The organism is Sphingomonas sp. BL-S-25 (genome assembly GCF_055521555.1).
The window spans coordinates 1083843-1101049 of sequence record NZ_CM145486.1; the positions used below are offsets into that span (position 1 = coordinate 1083843).

Consider the following 17207-nt stretch of genomic DNA (forward strand, 5'->3'; position numbering starts at 1 on the left):
GCATCTCCACTGTTCCGACTGCCGCTTGATTACCGTTCAAGCCCGGTAATGCCCACCGGTTTCTGATGAAGTTCATCGTTCGCAACAGGCTGTCCGCCGCGAATGTCAACTTCATGACAGTGGGTTCTTGCGCATTACCTGCGCGTAACGCGCCGGCCCCCGGTGGCGATCCATGCCGGGCGGCCGGCGGCGCGGATTACTCCGCGTCGGGCTTTGCGGTGTCTTCGCTGCCCTCGGGGGCGGTGTCGGCTTCGTCTTCGCCGGCGTCGGCCGCGGGCGATTCGAACCAGGCCTCGACCGGGCCGTTCAGCGTGATGGTCAGCGGGTTGCCCTTGCGGTCCATCTTCTTGCCGACCTGAACCTTGATCCAGCCTTCGCTGATCGAATATTCCTCGACGTCGCGGCGCTGCACGCCCTTGAAGCGGATGCCGATGCCGCGCATCAGCGTCGGCTCGTCGAAATAGGGGCTCTTCGGGTTGACCGACAGGCGGTCGGGAGGGGTGTCGCTCATGCGCGTCCCTTTGCCGCAAAGCGGGTCAGGCGGGCAAGCCCTCCGCTTCGCGCTGGCGCATCTCCAGATAGCGGTGAATCGTCGACACGACGACCGACCCCTCGCCCACCCCCGACGCGACGCGCTTGATCGATCCCGACCGCACATCGCCGACCGCGAAGATGCCCGGCCGCGACGAGCAGAAGGGCGAGGCACCGTCGCCGGTGACGACGAATCCCTGCGCGTCGAGCTCGACGCATTCGCCCAGCCAGTCGGTATTGGGTTCGGCGCCGATCATCACGAACAGGCCGCCGACTGCCAGCTCGACCTCGCGCCCCGAGCGTTCGCGCCAGCGCAACCGCTCGAGATGCTTGCCGCCCGACACCTCGGTCACCTGGCAATAGGGATGGAGCGTGATCCGGTCCGACGCCTCGATCCGCTCGATCAGGTAGCGCGACATGGTCGCCGCCAGCCCCTCGCCGCGGACCAGGATATGGACGTGACGGACATGGCGCGACAGGAACATCGCCGCCTGTCCCGCCGAATTGCCGCCGCCGACCACGACGACGTCGGTCCCGGCGCACAGCCCTGCCTCCATCGCGGTTGCGGCATAATAGATTCCGTTGCCCTCCAGCCGGCAATAGTCGGGCAGGTCGAGCTTGCGATAGCGCGCGCCGGTCGCGACCACGACCGATCGGGCGCGGATCGAGCGGCCGTCGTCCAGCTGGACGCGGAAGGCGTCGGACTGGCAGTCGAGCGTCGCGGCGCCGCGCGACACCAGCAGCTGCGCGCCGAACTTCTGCGCCTGGACCTGCGCCCGGCCGGCCAGCGCCTGTCCCGAAATGCCGGTGGGGAAGCCGAGATAATTCTCGATCTTCGAGCTGGTCCCGGCCTGGCCGCCCGGCGCGATCGCCTCGACCACCACCGTGTCGAGGCCTTCGGAAGCGCCATAGACCGCGGCGGCCAGCCCCGCGGGGCCGGCGCCGACCACGATCAGGTCGTGCAGCTGCGCCTCGTCGATCGCGACGCTGAGGCCCAGTGCGTCGGCAAGCTCGGCGTTGCTCGGGTTGCGCAGCGGCTGGCCCTGCGCGACCACCACCGGCAGATCGGCCTCGGTCAGCTCGAAACAGTCGAGAAAGCCGCGCGCGTCGACATCGCTCTCGGTATCGATGCGGCGGTGGGGATAGCCGTTGCGGGTGAGGAAGGTCTCAATCCGCACGCTGTTCGCTGAATGGCCCGGTCCGACAAGGGTCACGCCGCCCTGGCCGTGGAGCATCAGCCCGACCCGCCGCAGGATGAAGGCGCGCATGATGATCTCGCCGATATCGGGCTCGGCGGCGATCATCCGGCGGAAATCCTCACGCCGGATCCGCGCGACGCGGCTGCCGGGCAGCGCGCGGCCGGTGACCAGGATCTTGCGGTCGTTGAACAGGTCGAGCTCGCCGGTGAACTGGCCGGGCTCATGGGTGTGGACGACATGCGCCTGGCCGCCATCATCCTCGTCGAGAATCTCGATGCCGCCGGCCAGGCAGAGGAAGAAATCGACGCTGCGCTGGCCGCGCTCGAACAGCATCGCGCCGTCGGGCAGCTCCTCCGCAGTGCCGAAGGCCGCGACGCGGGCCGACATTTCGTCGGAGAGCACCGGAAAGGTCTGGGCGACGCGCAGATAGGGGTCGGACGGGTCGAGGGCCGGCGCGGCTGCGGGGGAGCGGGTGTCGGTCATGCGCGCACCCTATCGGCGGCATGGGACGGGCGCGAGTCGTACCAAAGGATAAGGGGCCAAAGGATAAGGGCGCGAGACCCGAAGTCCCGCGCCCTCAGGCTCGACTCAGCAATAGCGGACCAGCACGTGGTGGCCGATATAGGGGTCCCATACGCGGCGGACCCGGCAGTCATAATAGCCGCGGTAGCGGGGATAATTGTCGCGGTACCAATAGCCGTTGCGCGGATAATAGCCGCGGTCGCGATAATAGCGGCGATCATAGTCGTACCGGCGGTCGTAATAATCGTACCGGTTGCGGTCGCTGGCGAGCGCCGCGCCGATCGCGATCCCGGCGATACCGGCGACCAGTGCTTCGCCGCCGCGGTCGCGGTCGCGGTAATAATAGCGGTAGCGCTGCGCATCCGCCGGGGCCGCCGCGGCGGTGAGCGCGGTGACGCCGAGGACGGCGGCGAGCGCTGCCCGGGTGCCAAGCTTCAACATGACAAACCTCCTCGAGTTCGACTGCCCCGCTCGTACATTCGGACAACGCCGCAGCGGGGCCAGGTTCACTCGGCCTAGGCGCACGCGGCTGAACCGGATCGGAATCGGGTGTTCATGCGCGGTTTAGGACGCTAACCGGGCGGGCATGCGATACTGGCTGCTGCGCTCCGAACCCGATGTCTATGGCTGGGACGACCTGATCCAGGAGGGGTCGACCGAGTGGAACGGGGTGCGCAACTATACCGCGCGCAACTTCCTCAAGGAAATGGCGCCGGGCGACCAGGCGATCTTCTACCATTCGAACATCGAGAAGGCGGCGGTCGGGATCATGGAGATCATCCGCGCCTGGCAGCCGGACGGCGAGGACGGCAAATGGGCCAGCGTCGCGGTGAAGCCGGTGCGCAAGCTGAACAGGCCGGTGCCGCTGGCCGACATCAAGGCAGAGCCGCGGCTGAAGGACCTGGAGATGGTCCGCCAGTCGCGCCTGTCAGTGACCCCGGTGCGCGACGAGGAGTGGAAAGTGCTGCTCGAAATGGGCGCATAATGCGACACGACATGGCGTTTCTGGATAAGGACGCCGAACGAAATCAACGACATAGCCGATCGCTGTAGGAAAATTGCCGCCAGATCGGAGCGATCCGGATCGCGGCGCGATCAGCCGGTCAGCACGGTGCCATGGTCGACGCGGTAGCGGGTCGCCGCGCCGGGGACGGTGTCGAACAGGGCTGCCTCGGTCCCGGTCATCCACACCTGCCCCTTGCCCGCGAGCCGGTCGAACAGCGCGGCGCGGCGGCCGGGGTCGAGATGCGCCGCAACCTCGTCGAGCAGCAGCACCGGCGCGCGACCGGTGCGATCGGCGACCAGATCGGCATGGGCGAGCACGAGACCGAGCAGCAGCGCCTTCTGCTCGCCGGTCGAGCAGAGATGCGCCGGCTGGCCCTTGGCAAGATGGGTGACGAGCAGGTCGGCGCGGTGCGGCCCGGCCAGCGTGCGGCCCGCGGCGGCATCGCGGCGGCGCCCCTCGGCCAGCGCGCGGGCGAGATCGGGTGCAGCGCCGCTCCAGCCGTCGAGCAGCAGCCCGGCGCGCGCGAACGCCCCCTCGGGCTGGCGCAGGATCGCGGCGGACAGCTGTTCGACGGTATCGCGCCGCGCGGCGTCGATCGCGGCGCCATGCTCGGCCATGCGTGCCTCGAGCGCTGCAAGCCAGGCGGGATCGGGTGCGCGATCCTCGGCCAGGATCCGGTTGCGCTGGCGCATCGCGGCGTCATAGCGGGTCGAATGGCCGGCATGGCCGGGGTGCAGCGCCAGCGTCAGCCGGTCGAGAAAGCGGCGGCGATCGCCCGGCGCCTCGACGAACAGCCGGTCCATCGCCGGGGTGAGCCACAGGATGGTGAGCCACTCGGCCAACGCGGTCGCGGCAGCCGCGGCGCCGTTGACGCGCACCAGCCGCCGCTCGGGCGCGCGCGGCTCGGTCCCCGTCCCGATCTCGCCCCCGCCCTGCCCCGCGTCGAGCCGCGCGGCGACCCCGAAGCCGCCCGACCCGCCCTGGCGCGCCATCTCCGACAGCGCGGCCCGGCGCAGCCCGCGGCCGGGCGCGAGCAGCGACACCGCCTCGAGAATGTTGGTCTTCCCCGCGCCATTCTCGCCGGCAAGCACGACGAAGCCGGGGCCGGGTTCGAGCACGGCATCCGCATGGTTGCGGAAATCGGTGAGGACGAGACGGGTCAGGGCCATGCGCGACCGTTCCTAGCCGGGCGGGGGGCGCAGGGCTACCGGGGGGAGTTGAGGGGTTTTCTCACACAAAGACACGAAGGCGCGAAGAAGAAGAAGAAGAAGAAGAAGAAGTGGGTTGTTCGCGCCGAGACGCAGAGGCGCGGAGGGGGTGCGTTCGGGTTTGAGGTTGGGGTGCGGGTTGAGTGAGATCGCCGTCTCCTCCCCAGGAGCCTGCGGCTCCGGGGGAGGGGGACCGCGATGCGTAGCATCGTGGTGGAGGGGGCTGCTGGGTTTGAGGGGTAGTAGTGGTAAGGCACGGCTGTTGTGGACCCCCTCCACCATTCGCTGCGCGATGAACAGGTGAGATTGCCCCCGGCAATCTCAACCCTGTGCGGGGCACAGGGCGACCTGTTCATCCCCCTGCCCCGGAGCCGCGGGCTCCTGGGGAGGAGAATGACGGTCAGATGCCTTTCAGCCCCGCGGCCTCAAGGCGTTGCTGGGCGATCCTGTATTTGGGCGCCGGTGCGATGTTCAGGCGCTTGCGGGCGGCGTCCAGCGGCTCGGCCATCAGCGTTTCGTAATCCTCGGCGTGGAGCCAGGCGGCGCGTTTGCCGTTGCGATAGCCTTCGATCACGGCCTTGAGGAACGCGGTCTCGCGGGTCACGCGGATGCTCTTCAGGGCGGCGCCCATCGCGATGAAGCCCCAGCCCAGGCCGCCGGTCTGGGCATATGAGAAGGCGACGAGGCAGGCTTCGCCAAGATGTTCGTCGGCCTTGTAGCCGGTCAGGATGTGCCACAGGTCGTGGATGTCGCGCTCGCGGCGGCCCATCCAGGCATAGGGGTGCTCGACATCGCCCTGGAACGCGCCCTCGGCCATGCTGATCTCGGCCAGGCCGTCGGCGGAATAGCCGGTGGCGTCGAGGAAGTTGCGATAGGCGGCGCCGACCGTGCCCGCGGCAAAGCCGTCGATCCAGGCACGGTCGCCCAGACGGCGGGCAAGCTCGACGCGGCGATAGGCGAGTTCGCCGCCGCCGGGGATCGTCAGCAGCTTGCGATAGGAACGCTGGGTCACGTCACCGTTCAGCGCGCGCATGATGCGGAAGACCTGCGCGGTATCGTCGCCATTGGCGAGCAGCTTGCCCAGCGCGTTGAGCGCAGTGCCCCATTCGCGCTTGAGCGGAATGCCGGGGTTGAGCACCTCGGCAGGCGGGGTCGCCGCCGGCGGGGCCGTCTTCGGGAGCTGGGTCGGGGCGAGTTGCGTGGCCATGGGATCACCGAATCACTACTGACAATGATGTAAGTATCATGGGTTGCGGGGTAAGGCAATCGGGGGCTTGTCCGGCGTTACGGCTGCAACGCTTTGGGGGCGTCGGACGGTTGCGACAGTCCCCCTCCTGCTTGCAGGAGGGAAGCAGAGTCGCTGCACGTGATTGTACCGCGCCCTCACCGGCGCGGACGTGAAGCGGAGGCGAGCCGCCCGAACGTCGTCATTTGTGGAAACCCCCTCTCCACCAGCCTGCGGCTGGTCCCCCTCTCCCTCCGGGAAGAGGATCTGATCGCGGCAAAGCTTCGCGTCGGTGCAGGGAACTCGCGGGGTGGGATGAGGGTATTGCAGGGTGCGGCACGCGATATCCGTGGTCGTCGCACCGATGGGGAGCCTTCATGACCAAATTCGCCTCGTTGCTGGCTGCGGCCGCGACCTTCTGCCTTGCGGCGCCGGTGATGGCGCAGGACGACACGATCGGCTTCCTGCTCGGCAAGACCGACGAGATCTTTGCCAGCAAGGACTTCAAGCCGACCGGGTGGACCGAGCGCGGATCGCTGGCCAAGGGCGGCACGAAGACGGCGAAGCTGACGCTGACCGGCAGCGGCCCCTTCGCAGTGGTCGGCATGTGCGACACCGATTGCGACAATGTCGACCTGGTGATCAGCGATTCCTCCGGCAAGACGATCGACAGCGACGTCGAGACCGACGACGCGCCGATCGTACTGCTGGAAAATCCCGGCACCTATATGGTCAGGATCGACATGAAGGCGTGCAAGACCGACAGCTGCGCCGTTGGCATGCGCGCCTATACGCAGTGACCGCGACGGCGCCGGCGACGGGTCCGCGCCGGTCATGACTGGCTTCGCCATCGGCACGCGAGCGGGCCGGGGCGAAGCGTCGTATCGTTGAAGGGGCGCCGCGGGATGCTATAGCAGTCCCGCGGTGACACAGGCGCGAGTTCCGCGCGAGCGCCGCGTGACGGGGGGGACCGAATGAACCGATATGCCTCGATGCTCGCTGCAGCCGCGACCTTGTGCCTGGCGACGCCGGTGATGGCGCAGGACGATATCATCCCGAAGCTGCTCGACAAGGCGACCGAAATCTTTGCCAGCAAGGGGTACAAGCCGACCGGATGGACCCAGCGCGGGACGCTGGCCAAGGGCGCATCGAAGACGATGAGCGTCCGGCTGACCGGCGAGGGCCCGTTCGCGATCATGGGAATCTGCGATGCCGATTGCGATAATGCGGACATGGTCGTCACCGACACCAGCGGTGCCGAGATCGCCAGCGACGTCGAGACCGACGATACGCCGATCGTGCAGCTGGAAGGCCCCGGCACCTATATGGTCCGGATCGAGATGAAGGCGTGCAAGACCAGCAGCTGCGACTACGGCATCCGCGCCTTCACCCAGTAACCGACCGACGGAGCGGGCGCGCCGCCGGTGGCGCGCGCCCTGCCCGCTCCGGCCTTCCCCGCCCCGCTCAGCGCAGCGCCTCGACCAGCGTCCAGATGCCGATCGCGACGAACAGCGCGGCGGCGATGCGGTGGACCAGGGTGAGGTCGATCTTCTTCAGCAGCCTGTCGCCCATCCACACCACGGGCCCATTGGCGAGCATCATGCCGAGCGTAGTGCCCATCGTCACCGCGACGACATTGTCGAACCGCGCGCCCAGCGCGACGGTGGCGATCTGGGTCTTGTCGCCCATTTCGACGAAGAAGAAGGCGATCAGCGTGGTGAGGAAGGCACCGTAGCGCGGCAGCTTCGCATCCTCGTCATCGAGTTTGTCGGGGATCAGCGTCCAGGCGCCCATGGCGATGAACGACAGGCCGATCGCGACCGCGAACCAGCGGCTTTCGAGGAAGCCCGACGCCAATGTGCCGACCAGGGCGGCGAGGAAGTGATTGGCCAGGGTCGCGGCGAAGATGCCGGCGATGATCGGCCAGGGGCGGCGGAACTTCACCGCGAGCAGGATGGCGAGCAGCTGAGTCTTGTCGCCGATCTCGGCAAGCGCGACGAGGCCAAGCGACGTGAAGAAGGCTTCCATGGGAACGTGTTCCGGGGGTCGGGCGGCGGACAGACGACAGCGACAACCCTCCCGCCCGACCATGAGCGGAAAGCCGTCGCCATCGGTCTCGCCTGGGACGCGGCGGGCCGTGCGGCCCTCCCCATCCCTGCTGCGCCATGGTGTCTCCACCAAGTATGTTGACGCAGGCAATCCGCCCGGTTGCGGGCGGCGGGCTACTCCCCGAATGACGCCGGCCGGATAGCGGCGGGGGCGGCGCGGGTCAATGCGATTGGAACACAAAAACTGATCTATCTTAGCTTTTGCCCAAGCCCGGCGTTCCGTCGCGAGACAGCAGCTGGGCGCCCTCGCCTTGAGCCGCGCTTAACCCTTTGCGCGCCACTGTGGGGGCGAGGGAGACCCGCCAAATGCTGTCCTGTATTCAATTCGAGAAAATCATTCGAAGGCTCGACTACACAAGCTTTGAAGGAAGCTACTGGCAGATGCTGAAGCATGCGGAAAAGCACGGCTTCGACATTGCCGAACTGAAGGAAGGCATACACGCCAGCCTCGACAATGACTTTCTCGGCGCCATGCGCGGCATGCCCAAACCGGCGAGCGATGAGGAGGAACGCGAACTCGTCCTCGCACTGCGCGACCGGATGCGGCTTGATATGCTGATGCCGCCGCTGACCGAGCGCGAGCGTGCAGAGTGGCGATGGGAGGCGACACCCTTGCGCCGCTATCGCTACACGGGCCCGAAACTATTGAACGACCAACCCAAGCTGACCAGGAAACAGGTTGAGGCGGCGGTGGACTATATCCGGTCAACCTATCCCGAAGTCCCGCGCTACCTGCGCCTGGTTCGTGAACATAACGACGCATTGGGCGACGTTCGCGGACCCTATGCGCGCTTTGGTGTGCAGAGGGCGTGGCAGGATTCTTTCGTCATGGATGCGGCGTGCGAAATCGTCGGCGAAGAAGGCGACATTCATATTGAGCCCTACCTCATCTGGTGGGCAGTTGACGGCACCGACTAAGCCAATGTTGACGGCGTCAACATAGCCCGATATTGACACCGTCAACATTGGAGTCGGTGCGATGGCCTATCATCATGGGGACGCGCGCGCGGTGCTGATCGCGGCGGCGGGGGAATGGCTGGAGGAGGTCGGCGCGGCGGGGCTGTCGCTGCGCGGGGTGGCGGAGCGGGCCGGGCTGTCACGGCAGGCGCCCTATAATCATTTCGCCGACAAGGAGGCGATGCTGGCGGTTCTGGCGGCGCAGGGGTTCGAGCGGCTGGCGGCTTCGGTGCGCGCGGCGGCCGGATGGCGCGCGGGCGTGGCGGCGCTGGCGGCGGCGGGCGAGGCCTATATCGCCTTCGCCCAGGCGCGCCCTGCCCTGTTCCGGTTGATGTTCGCGCGCGAGCTGGTCGATGTGACGCGGCATCCGGACGCCGCGGCGGCGGCCGAGGATGCGCTGGGCGCGCTGACGCAGGTGGTGGCCGGTATCTGCCCGGCGGCGCGGGTGGCGGACGTCAGCCTGGCGGCATGGTCGATCGTGCATGGCTATGCCACGCTGACCAACGAGGCGGGGATCGAGCCCGCCGAGCGGCGCGCGGCGCGGGCGCGGCAGTTCGCCGAGATCATCGCGGCATCGGCGGGACCGGCGCCGGATGCGGACGGGGTCGGGCGCGTGGACGGGAACGGGGACGGCATTCGGGCAGAGGAGCGCGGCGCATGAGCGGGCTGGCGGCAGTTGCGGGCGGCGTCGCCGCATTCGTGGGCACCCATTTCCTGTTGTCGCACCCGCTGCGCCGGCCGATCGCGAACGCGGTCGGGGAGAAGGCGTTTCTGGGCATCTATTCGCTGGTCGCGTTCGCGACCCTGGGCGCGACGGTGTGGGCCTATCGCGCGGCCGGGGTGACCGCGCCCTTATGGGCGGTGGGCGACGGGCTGTGGGCGGTGGCGACGGCGGTGATGCTGGTGGCGTCGATCCTGATGCTGGGGTCGCTGGTGCGCAATCCGGCGCTGCCCGGTGCCGAGGACCAGGCGGCGACCGCCGAGGCGAAGGGCGTCTATGCCGTCACCCGCCACCCGATGATGTGGGCGTTCGCGCTGTGGGGCGTGGCGCATATCCTGGTCTATCCGATCGCGAAGAACCTGATCCTGTCGGGCGGGATCATCGTGCTCGCGCTGGTCGGGGCGGCGTTGCAGGACCGCAAGAAGGCAGCGGCGGCGCCGCAGGCCTGGCCGGCCTGGGAAGCGCGGACCAGCTACCTCCCCTTCGCCGCGATCCTGGCCGGGCGGGCGCGGTTCGGCGGGTTCGGCATGCATGCGATCGGCGGCGGCGTGGTGCTATGGCTGGCGGCGACCTGGGCGCATATCCCGCTGGCCGGGTGGGCTGCGGGGGTTTGGCGGTGGGTGGGGTGAGACCGGGGAAGCGAGCGGTCTTGCGTCTCAACTCAGTCGCCGATCTTATCCCACACGCACCGCAGGCTGGGCCCAAATTCGGACCACGATCGGAAGACCGCTTGCTTTCGCGCCGATTACACTTGTTCAAGCGGGGACGTCAGCATTTCGCAACAACGAGAAGTTTGGGCAAATGTTGAAGACATCGGCTACACTCGGTGTCGGGACCTCGCCCGCAAATCGCTAGTGACGTGCGCCCCTGGAATGTGACCGATTTTGGGTAGAGTCCGCCTCGAAGGAGTCGGACGGAATGAAGCGCAGCAGGTTCAGCGAAGAGCAGATCATCGCGATTTTGAAGGAGCAGGAGGCTGGCATGGCGACGGCGGACGTGTGCCGGCGCCACGGGGTCAGCTCGGCGACGTTCTACAAGTGGAAAGCCAAGTACGGCGGTCTGGAAGTGTCCGAGGCTCGGCGGCTACGCGCGCTCGAGGAGGAGAACGCTCGGCTGAAGAAGCTGCTGGCCGAGGCGATGCTCGACAATGTCGTGTTGAAGGATCTGGCGTCAAAAAAATGGTGACGCCCGGCGCGAAGCGGGAAGCGGTCGCCCATGCTCGTGAACATCACGGCTTGAGCGAGCGTCGGGCGTGCAGTCTGGTCGGCGTGAGCCGGCGGGTGATCCGGTATCAGCCGACCCGGGGTGATGATGCGGCCTTGCGGGCGCGGTTGCGTGAGCTGGCGGCGGAACGCCGCCGGTTCGGCTATCGTCGCCTCGGCTATCTTCTGGCGCGTGAGGGCATGACGCCCAACCACAAGAAGCTGCGGCGCATCTACCGCGAGGAGAACTTGCGCGTGCGCCGTCGCGGCGGCCGCAAGCGGGCCTTGGGCACGCGGGCGCCGATGCTGTTGCCGGACGGGCCGAACCAGCGCTGGTCGCTGGACTTCGTCTCCGACACGCTGACGTGCAGTCGTCGCTTCCGCATCCTGTGCGTGGTCGACGATTACACGCGGGAATGCCTCGCGCTGGTGGCCGACACGTCGCTGTCGGGCATGCGGGTCGCGCGCGAGCTGACACGGCTGATCGGACTGCGCGGCAAGCCGCATACGGTGGTGAGCGACAACGGCACCGAGCTGACCTCGTCGGCCATCCTGCGCTGGTCGCAGGATCGGCGCGTCGAGTGGCACTACATCGCGCCGGGCAAGCCGATGCAGAACGGCTTCGTGGAGAGCTTCAACGGGCGCTTGCGGGACGAATGCCTCAACGAGACGCTGTTCACGTCGCTGGCGCACGCCCGCTTCGTGCTCGACGCCTGGCGCCATGACTACAACCACGTGCGGCCCCACTCGAAACTGGGCGGGAAGACCCCTGCCGAGATCGCCGGCGAACGTGTCCGGGGGCATGCCCCCGGACACGTTGCCATCCCCTCAAACAACCATCATGAAGGAGCCAGGCTCTACCTCTGAATGGTAACAATCAGGGGCGCACGTCACTAGATTTGCAACAAATCAAAGCCGGAAACGTGCCCTATCGTTACTCAGCGATGCAAGCCGGTTAGGCACTTTACAGGCGAGAGCGAAGGCAACAGCACGATCAGCATCTAAACAGGTGGCAAACTCATCGTATTAACTTGTTCATATTGCTGAAAGACGTTGGTCGCAAGGAAGTCGAGCAAATCGAGGTCATCATCGCTGAAATGGCGTATCTCGGCATGCCCAGGATTCCCTTCAACCGGATCATGCACCACCCGCACAGGATTATTGTAACTGGCGCCTGCAGCCCGGATATCCTCGATTTGCGCCCAAGCGAAAATTGCGCTTGCCTTCAGCTGTCGTGAGGGCAGGCTCGCCCGATAGGCCACCGCTGCAGCGACGCGAGACAGAGCCCCCATCTCACCAAAATGCTCGATCTCTGTGACGGACAGGCCACCCTGATCGTCGGGGCGCATCGCGAAAGCGCCAGGCGCCGGGCCCAAGCTCCGCCCTTCGTCGTCGATGAACTGCTTGGACTGAGGCACGTAACGCATAACGTGATGATCGTCAGGTAACGGCCGCCTAGCTACCATCGAACCACCGTCCTGCACCGTAGGGCTCAAGAACAGCGCGCAATCTTTCCAACGGAGCCGTACCGGTCGCGCGCTCTGGACCATCTGGAGAAGCGAACTGCACAAACCATCGCGCGCGATTTCCCGGCAGGAATTCAACGGTGAGTTTGTCGTCACCTTGCTGCCACAGGGCAAGGATATTGCCGCTCGGCATCAGTGACAGTGCCGGACGGCTGTTAATCTCGTGGTGGAGAATTCCGCGCACCAGCGATTGATACGACTGTAGCACGATTGGCTTACCAGAGTCTTCCCATTCATCGGCGTCGTGGAGAACGTCGAGTTGGCGAAATAATCGATCCCGAGTAAGTTTTGGTAAGTGCATCGCAACATGCGACGTCCATATTTTGGCTTCCGCCAAAGCTATAAATAGTTGCTCGGTTACGCCGTCGGCTGTAGCCGGTTGCACCACAGCCAACGGCGCGGTCGCAGTAAAAAACGCCTGCGATCTCGGCGCGGCGCAGACACCGGCATAGACACTGGTCTTTTCTATTTGGATTGGTCGCACCTTGTCAGCCCCTGACATTGCGCTACGAGCGAACCGTTGAACAGGCAGCATTTGCATTAGAGATATTTTTCTCTCGCGCGCTGAGTGATTCCCGCCTCGAATATAGCGTTCTTCAGCTCGCGCATAGTGATCAATTTGTGATGTATATCGTCGGGCACCTGAGGAACTTCAACATCTGCAAAAACATCTATGTCGAATATGAACGACGCAGCATCCACCAGCTCTGGCTCGACTACCGCAGACTGCACATTCGCTTTTAAGGCTCTGTCCGGAAAGTGCTTGACCACGACCCATTGAAAGCCGTTGGTCGGCTCGAGCAGATCGCCGTGTTCGATCTTAAAATTCAGAAATTCCTCATAATGAGCAATTCCATCGACCAACTTTACGTCGATGCGATTGATATAGCGCATTCCCAAACGGCTGATCGACATATTGCCAGCAGCCTTAAACACTGTGCGTATTTCAGATTCAAAGCGCCCGGCAAATTCGTCCCATCCTGTGTATGGTGCCAGGCGCGACCACTGGAGCGAAGACGACGACAAAACACAACGATCCGTCTCGTCTGCACTCGACAGAGTATGTCGCATTCCAACTTGCTCGAATGTGGCCGTTTGATTCTTGAAGTCGAGCTTACCCTCAAGCAACGGCTCCGAATTTAAATTCCGATATCTGTTACTGAGGAAGTCCCGCGCCTTCTGCAGGCGGGCGTCGTTTAGCGGTTTTGTAAGACGGACCTCGATCGCAGCCTCGACAATGGGCGGCGACTTATAGGGCTGCGCGCTCGGTTGATCCGCCATAAAACACTCCTACCTTGCGGTTCCGTCCGCTGCAATCGCCAAGGTTTCGAACGCGCGAGTTCGCGTGATAAGCTGCAAATGGATGCAATTCGTGAGAGTTGCCAGCGGATCTCTTTCTCGCGCACGGGCGGGCCGGGGTCGGTCTTTACGCCGACCGGCCTTTTCCGGCCGGGCGATGCGCCGGTCGATCCGGTGCGGCGGTACGAGGCGGGGGTAGGGCGAAGCTGGGGGATCGGTGGGCAACAGAGTAACTTTGCGCATGTTGCCCGCCAAGTTCGAGCACGCTATCTGACACCTACGCGGGACGTATCGATGCGCTTCCTTCTATCATTCGGAAATAGCTGTCGGATTTGTCCCGCGTACTCCTGAACCTCGCTCAGGACTTCAACAGGCGCTTCAGTCGCATCGTTCGGCTCCGCGCTGAACCGTCGCCCGGGGGATCGAGAAATGATTGAGGCAATCCGGCTCCTCTCGGCCGTTTCGTTCGAGCGTGGTCCGGCGGCCGTGCCCAGGGGCGTAGGCAAGGAAGCGCTGGAGCGCGAGATGCGCCGGTTGGGCTATGTCGCTGATGAAGCATTGTCGTCGGCCATCGACAGCCTGTCGCCACAGCGGCTTGAGGAAGTTTCGGCTGAATTACTCGGAGCGCTGCGAGAGGTTGCCGGGGCCGATGCGCCGGATACTCCGCTCTATGCGAATTTCCCGCATCGCGTGCCCGACGATATGACCCGGCTCGTCGCCCGATCGCGCAGCTTCATCCGGACGCTGTTCAATCCCACGGATGCGCACTCTGAAATGCTGCCCTGTGGCCATGTGGTTTCGCGCGACGAACTTGCGCTTGCCGGCATCCAAGGCTGCCCATTGTGCGGCACGCTGCATCCGGGGCTGGCGCTGGGACGCGAGTCTTCCTCGCCGGTAACAAAGGTCGCGCCGCTCAAGTCGCTCAGCTTTCTGGACGCCGCGGCATTGGCAGAGGTCGCCAACGGGTTGCTCGCCCGCCCCTCTTCGCTGTCGCTGGACGAGCGGCGCCTGATCCGCACGGTCGACCGGGATATGCTGCGCGCGCCCGAGGCACCGTTCCGCGAGACGATACCGCTAATCGTCGAACTGCTGCCCGCCGAGCAGGCGCTGCACCATGTCCGCACCGCAACGGACGTACTGCGCGTCGCAGCGGGGCTGTCGGCGCCGGACGCCGACCTCTCGCTCGCCACGCCGCCCCGCTTTCGGCTGAGCACGGGCACGCGCCGAATGCTGCTGCGGCTGCTCGACCGGGTCGACGCGCCGCTGGAGGACATGATGCGCCATCGCGAGCCGTGGTTACGGCTGGGCGAGCAGTTGCGCCCGAACCATCCGCGCAACCGGCGCGCAGCTCCGCGTGCAGCCGAGGCGCTTGAAACGCTGCGCAACGCACCAAAGTCGGTGCCGACCTTCAATCGATCTGTCGAAGCAGCGATCCGGGCGCGGCGGATCGACACTGGCACGGTCAGGATACTTGCCGCGCGTCCCGGCGAATTCCTGCGCCGCGTCGACCTGATGTTGCGCCTGGCCAATGATCGCGCGCCGATCCTGGAAGCGCTGCCGGAGATGCTGGCCCAGGCGACGACCAAGCTCCTGTTCGAGCTGGACGCCCATCTTCGATACCGCGACCGCGCCCAGTATCGCGTGTTTCGCCCGAAAGGGATGAGCAACAAGATACACTTCGTACCCAATCGGCTCGACCCGATCCATGCGGACGACCTTTCCGCCGCGCGCGCTGCCATCACCTCTGAAATCGACCGTCGCCTGCGCCGGTTGCCGCCGATCGGTCGGGTGCACCTGCTGCCGGAACTGGCGACGCTGCCCGCCCCCTATAACCGGCGCGGGGATTCGACGACCTCGACTTTCATGCCGAAGGGCGGGCGCACGCCCTTTTCCGGCGACGTAATTCGCTTGTTCGTCCACTGGACTGGCGAGATCGACGTCGATCTGTCGATCACCGTGTGGGACGACGCACTGGGCAGCCTGGGCCATGTCGCGTTCACCAATCTGGCCCATTATGGCTGCCTGCATTCGGGAGACGTCCAGTCAGCACCCCACGGCGCGTCCGAGTATATCGACTTCAAGGTGCCGATCCTGCGCACGCTTGGCGTCCGTTACGTCGCGGCGTCGGTCATCTCGTTCACGGCGCAGCCGTTCAGCGCCTTCCCCTGCTTTGCCGGCTTCATGGAGCGCGCGGACGTCGGCTCGGGCGAACTATACGAACCTTCCACCGTTCGGCACCGGTTCGACCTGGACCTGCCGGGCCGTTCGGCGGTGCCGCTGATCTTCGACCTGAAAACGCGCGAAGTGATCTTTGCTGATCTAGCCACCGGCGGTGGCGGCTTCCAGGCCGTGGCGGGTCAGATCGGCAAACAGCAGGTTCTGCTGCACGCTGCGCTGACTGCCGCGGAGCGGATGCCCACGCTGATGGACCTGGCCGCCGCTCATGTCGCGGCACGCGGCATCCGATCGGACAGGGACAGTGCCGATCTGGTGCTCGGGCGGGAGGATATGGACCGAATCCTGCGCGAGTTCGGCTATGAGGATTGAGCTGCTGAGCCGATTGCATCGCTGCGCCGATAACATCGTGCGCTGACATCCGGCCTTATGTGTCAGCCTGGCGGAGTTCGCACCATGATGGCCCTCACGCTTCTCGCCGCCGCCCTGTCCGCCCCCTCGGCGCGCTCGCACTCCCGCCCGCGGCCAGCATCGGACGCAGCGGCACTTACTGCCTCCAACGGCGCGTTTCGGACGAAGGCCCGGCCGTCACGCGGCGGATCGACGGGCTTCACCTGCTCCATCCGTTTTGCCGACAGCCGCCTCCTGCGCGGTCTGCTCCGGCAGGAGAGCGTCGCGCAGGCGCAATTCAAAGATAGGCCACGATCATGCTCCCGGCCCAGCGGCAGAGGAACACCGCCGTCGCGAACGCGGCGGCGAAGGAGAACAGCCATGACGTTTCCGCTTCGAGGAGCAGCGTCTCGCCCGGCCCGAGCAGGCCCGCATCGCGTCGCCGCATCTGGCGCCAGGTCAGGAGCATTGCCAGCATGACGAGCGCGACCATCGGCAGATAGCCGAACAGCAGCGCGCCGAGGCTCCCCGCGGAGGAGCGGCCGGCGCTGTGCGCGGTCACGAACCGCAGGATCGCCAGCTGATTCTCATAGGGCGCGAAGGCGTAGAGCAGGGTGAGGATACCGACGAGGTACAGAACCGCGTGACGGAGCCGCAGCGTCCAGGGCCAGTCGATGCGGGGCGGCGGGGCGACCGGCTCCGATCCGACGGCCGGGCCGGGATCACCCGGCGGCACCGTGCCGGCGGCGCGCCTGCGATCGGCCTGCAGGAACCGGCGATAGAGTCCGCGGTGCATTGCGATCAGGCCGATGGTGGCGATGAAGCAGGTCAGGACGAGGTTGAGCGCGACCGCGTCGGCATCCCGATCGGTCGAATTGCGCAGGAAGGCCACGCCGATCCATGCGGCGAACAGGATGATCCATGACGCCAGCCCGATCCCGCCAAGGACCAGCCATTGCCGCCAGTTGCGCGCGCGCCTGGACGGGACCGGGCGATCGGGGCGGCCGGCGGGACCGGATGGCGGGATGCGGCTGTTCATCGAGGGCCAGCATGGCGCAACGGATGCCCGTTCGCGAAGCGCTTTCGGTCCGGCCGCGGCAGAGGGTCCGCAGATGGCGCATCGGCGGGCCGCGACAGC

At 66.0% G+C, this 17207-nt stretch carries 18 protein-coding genes; 8 read left to right on the forward strand and 10 right to left on the reverse strand.

What is annotated here, in order from left to right; genetic code table 11:
• Nucleotides 1–196: 196 nt before the first annotated feature.
• From ACZ1H8_RS05465 to ACZ1H8_RS05475, 3 genes are all read right to left on the reverse strand, one after another.
• Nucleotides 197–511: a DUF3297 family protein gene (locus ACZ1H8_RS05465; RefSeq protein WP_465180344.1), complete on the reverse strand. Its 315-nt coding sequence runs from the start codon at nucleotides 509–511 to the stop codon at nucleotides 197–199.
• 25 nt (nucleotides 512–536) lie between these two features.
• On the reverse strand, nucleotides 537–2213 hold the full coding sequence (locus ACZ1H8_RS05470; protein ID WP_465180345.1) for an FAD-dependent oxidoreductase: 1677 nt from the start codon (nucleotides 2211–2213) through the stop codon (nucleotides 537–539).
• Between the two features lie 105 nt (nucleotides 2214–2318).
• Entirely contained in the window at nucleotides 2319–2693 is a 375-nt protein-coding gene (locus ACZ1H8_RS05475; protein ID WP_465180346.1) for a hypothetical protein, read from the reverse strand.
• Nucleotides 2694–2838: 145 nt separating this feature from the next.
• Here ACZ1H8_RS05475 and ACZ1H8_RS05480 point away from each other — a divergent pair, with 145 nt between their 5' ends.
• Nucleotides 2839–3237 (forward strand): EVE domain-containing protein, encoded by a 399-nt coding sequence (locus ACZ1H8_RS05480; RefSeq protein ID WP_465180347.1) that lies wholly within the window; start codon nucleotides 2839–2841, stop codon nucleotides 3235–3237.
• 110 nt (nucleotides 3238–3347) lie between these two features.
• Here the strand turns inward: ACZ1H8_RS05480 and recF are convergent, their stop codons facing one another.
• A complete protein-coding gene (gene recF / locus ACZ1H8_RS05485) occupies nucleotides 3348–4427 on the reverse strand; it encodes a DNA replication/repair protein RecF (protein ID WP_465180348.1) in 1080 nt (359 codons plus the stop codon).
• A 439-nt stretch (nucleotides 4428–4866) separates the two neighbouring features.
• Nucleotides 4867–5673, reverse strand: a complete 807-nt coding sequence (locus ACZ1H8_RS05490) for a Coq4 family protein (RefSeq protein ID WP_465180349.1) — start codon at nucleotides 5671–5673, stop codon at nucleotides 4867–4869.
• Nucleotides 5674–6068: 395 nt separating this feature from the next.
• Between ACZ1H8_RS05490 and ACZ1H8_RS05495 the strand changes: the two genes are divergently transcribed.
• Nucleotides 6069–6491, forward strand: coding sequence for a hypothetical protein (locus ACZ1H8_RS05495; RefSeq protein WP_465180350.1), 423 nt, complete (start codon nucleotides 6069–6071; stop codon nucleotides 6489–6491).
• 174 nt (nucleotides 6492–6665) lie between these two features.
• The gene (locus ACZ1H8_RS05500; RefSeq protein WP_465180351.1) at nucleotides 6666–7088 is read left to right on the forward strand and encodes a hypothetical protein; all 423 of its coding nucleotides are present in this window, start codon (nucleotides 6666–6668) and stop codon (nucleotides 7086–7088) included.
• A 67-nt stretch (nucleotides 7089–7155) separates the two neighbouring features.
• Here ACZ1H8_RS05500 and ACZ1H8_RS05505 read toward each other — a convergent pair whose 3' ends face one another.
• Complete coding sequence (locus ACZ1H8_RS05505) at nucleotides 7156–7719, reverse strand: TMEM165/GDT1 family protein (RefSeq protein ID WP_110151738.1); 564 nt, start codon at nucleotides 7717–7719, stop codon at nucleotides 7156–7158.
• A gap of 386 nt (nucleotides 7720–8105) precedes the next feature.
• On the opposite strand from ACZ1H8_RS05505, the gene ACZ1H8_RS05510 reads away from it, so the two are divergent.
• The 4 genes from ACZ1H8_RS05510 (at nucleotide 8106) to ACZ1H8_RS05525 (ending at nucleotide 11546) form a co-directional block, all read left to right on the forward strand.
• On the forward strand, nucleotides 8106–8717 hold the full coding sequence (locus tag ACZ1H8_RS05510) for a hypothetical protein (RefSeq protein ID WP_465180352.1): 612 nt from the start codon (nucleotides 8106–8108) through the stop codon (nucleotides 8715–8717).
• A gap of 61 nt (nucleotides 8718–8778) precedes the next feature.
• A complete protein-coding gene (locus tag ACZ1H8_RS05515; RefSeq protein WP_465180353.1) occupies nucleotides 8779–9417 on the forward strand; it encodes a TetR/AcrR family transcriptional regulator in 639 nt (212 codons plus the stop codon).
• Nucleotides 9414–10106, forward strand: a complete 693-nt coding sequence (locus ACZ1H8_RS05520; RefSeq protein ID WP_465180354.1) for an NnrU family protein — start codon at nucleotides 9414–9416, stop codon at nucleotides 10104–10106. The genes ACZ1H8_RS05515 and ACZ1H8_RS05520 overlap by 4 nt, the downstream gene beginning before the upstream one ends.
• Nucleotides 10107–10395: 289 nt before the next feature.
• Nucleotides 10396–11546 (forward strand): IS3 family transposase gene (locus tag ACZ1H8_RS05525; protein WP_465180355.1). Its coding sequence is split into 2 segments (ribosomal slippage): nucleotides 10396–10648 and nucleotides 10648–11546, totalling 1152 coding nucleotides; the frame shifts between segments, so codons are not numbered across the junction.
• A gap of 134 nt (nucleotides 11547–11680) precedes the next feature.
• Here the strand turns inward: ACZ1H8_RS05525 and ACZ1H8_RS05530 are convergent.
• Genes ACZ1H8_RS05530 through ACZ1H8_RS05540 form a run of 3 tightly spaced genes read right to left on the reverse strand, consistent with a single transcriptional unit; the run spans nucleotide 11681 to nucleotide 13486 of the window.
• Nucleotides 11681–12106 carry a hypothetical protein gene (locus tag ACZ1H8_RS05530; protein WP_465180356.1) on the reverse strand — a complete coding sequence of 142 codons (426 nt, stop codon included), beginning with the start codon at nucleotides 12104–12106 and terminating at the stop codon, nucleotides 11681–11683.
• A 28-nt stretch (nucleotides 12107–12134) separates the two neighbouring features.
• On the reverse strand, nucleotides 12135–12707 hold the full coding sequence (locus ACZ1H8_RS05535) for a hypothetical protein (RefSeq protein ID WP_465180357.1): 573 nt from the start codon (nucleotides 12705–12707) through the stop codon (nucleotides 12135–12137).
• A gap of 38 nt (nucleotides 12708–12745) precedes the next feature.
• Entirely contained in the window at nucleotides 12746–13486 is a 741-nt protein-coding gene (locus ACZ1H8_RS05540) for a TIGR04255 family protein (protein WP_465180358.1), read from the reverse strand.
• 447 nt (nucleotides 13487–13933) lie between these two features.
• Between ACZ1H8_RS05540 and ACZ1H8_RS05545 the strand changes: the two genes are divergently transcribed.
• Nucleotides 13934–16051 carry a hypothetical protein gene (locus tag ACZ1H8_RS05545; RefSeq protein WP_465180359.1) on the forward strand — a complete coding sequence of 706 codons (2118 nt, stop codon included), beginning with the start codon at nucleotides 13934–13936 and terminating at the stop codon, nucleotides 16049–16051.
• A 316-nt stretch (nucleotides 16052–16367) separates the two neighbouring features.
• Here the strand turns inward: ACZ1H8_RS05545 and ACZ1H8_RS05550 are convergent, their stop codons facing one another.
• Nucleotides 16368–17108: a hypothetical protein gene (locus ACZ1H8_RS05550; protein WP_465180360.1), complete on the reverse strand. Its 741-nt coding sequence runs from the start codon at nucleotides 17106–17108 to the stop codon at nucleotides 16368–16370.
• Between the last annotated feature and the right edge of the window lie 99 nt (nucleotides 17109–17207).

Excerpts from the sequence above, each read along its gene's own strand:
- ACZ1H8_RS05505 (WP_110151738.1), bottom strand. The coding sequence starts at position 7,719 with ATGGAAGCCTTCTTCACGTCGCTTGGCCTCGTCGCGCTTGCCGAGATC.
- ACZ1H8_RS05545 (WP_465180359.1), top strand. The coding sequence starts at position 13,934 with ATGATTGAGGCAATCCGGCTCCTCTCGGCCGTTTCGTTCGAGCGTGGT.
- ACZ1H8_RS05535 (WP_465180357.1), bottom strand. The coding sequence starts at position 12,707 with ATGTCAGGGGCTGACAAGGTGCGACCAATCCAAATAGAAAAGACCAGT.
- ACZ1H8_RS05495 (WP_465180350.1), top strand. The coding sequence starts at position 6,069 with ATGACCAAATTCGCCTCGTTGCTGGCTGCGGCCGCGACCTTCTGCCTT.
- ACZ1H8_RS05540 (WP_465180358.1), bottom strand. The coding sequence starts at position 13,486 with ATGGCGGATCAACCGAGCGCGCAGCCCTATAAGTCGCCGCCCATTGTC.
- ACZ1H8_RS05490 (WP_465180349.1), bottom strand. The coding sequence starts at position 5,673 with ATGGCCACGCAACTCGCCCCGACCCAGCTCCCGAAGACGGCCCCGCCG.
- ACZ1H8_RS05515 (WP_465180353.1), top strand. The coding sequence starts at position 8,779 with ATGGCCTATCATCATGGGGACGCGCGCGCGGTGCTGATCGCGGCGGCG.
- ACZ1H8_RS05465 (WP_465180344.1), bottom strand. The coding sequence starts at position 511 with ATGAGCGACACCCCTCCCGACCGCCTGTCGGTCAACCCGAAGAGCCCC.
- ACZ1H8_RS05520 (WP_465180354.1), top strand. The coding sequence starts at position 9,414 with ATGAGCGGGCTGGCGGCAGTTGCGGGCGGCGTCGCCGCATTCGTGGGC.
- ACZ1H8_RS05530 (WP_465180356.1), bottom strand. The coding sequence starts at position 12,106 with ATGCGTTACGTGCCTCAGTCCAAGCAGTTCATCGACGACGAAGGGCGG.
- ACZ1H8_RS05480 (WP_465180347.1), top strand. The coding sequence starts at position 2,839 with ATGCGATACTGGCTGCTGCGCTCCGAACCCGATGTCTATGGCTGGGAC.
- ACZ1H8_RS05475 (WP_465180346.1), bottom strand. The coding sequence starts at position 2,693 with ATGTTGAAGCTTGGCACCCGGGCAGCGCTCGCCGCCGTCCTCGGCGTC.
- ACZ1H8_RS05510 (WP_465180352.1), top strand. The coding sequence starts at position 8,106 with ATGCTGTCCTGTATTCAATTCGAGAAAATCATTCGAAGGCTCGACTAC.
- ACZ1H8_RS05470 (WP_465180345.1), bottom strand. The coding sequence starts at position 2,213 with ATGACCGACACCCGCTCCCCCGCAGCCGCGCCGGCCCTCGACCCGTCC.
- ACZ1H8_RS05500 (WP_465180351.1), top strand. The coding sequence starts at position 6,666 with ATGAACCGATATGCCTCGATGCTCGCTGCAGCCGCGACCTTGTGCCTG.
- ACZ1H8_RS05550 (WP_465180360.1), bottom strand. The coding sequence starts at position 17,108 with ATGAACAGCCGCATCCCGCCATCCGGTCCCGCCGGCCGCCCCGATCGC.
- recF (WP_465180348.1), bottom strand. The coding sequence starts at position 4,427 with ATGGCCCTGACCCGTCTCGTCCTCACCGATTTCCGCAACCATGCGGAT.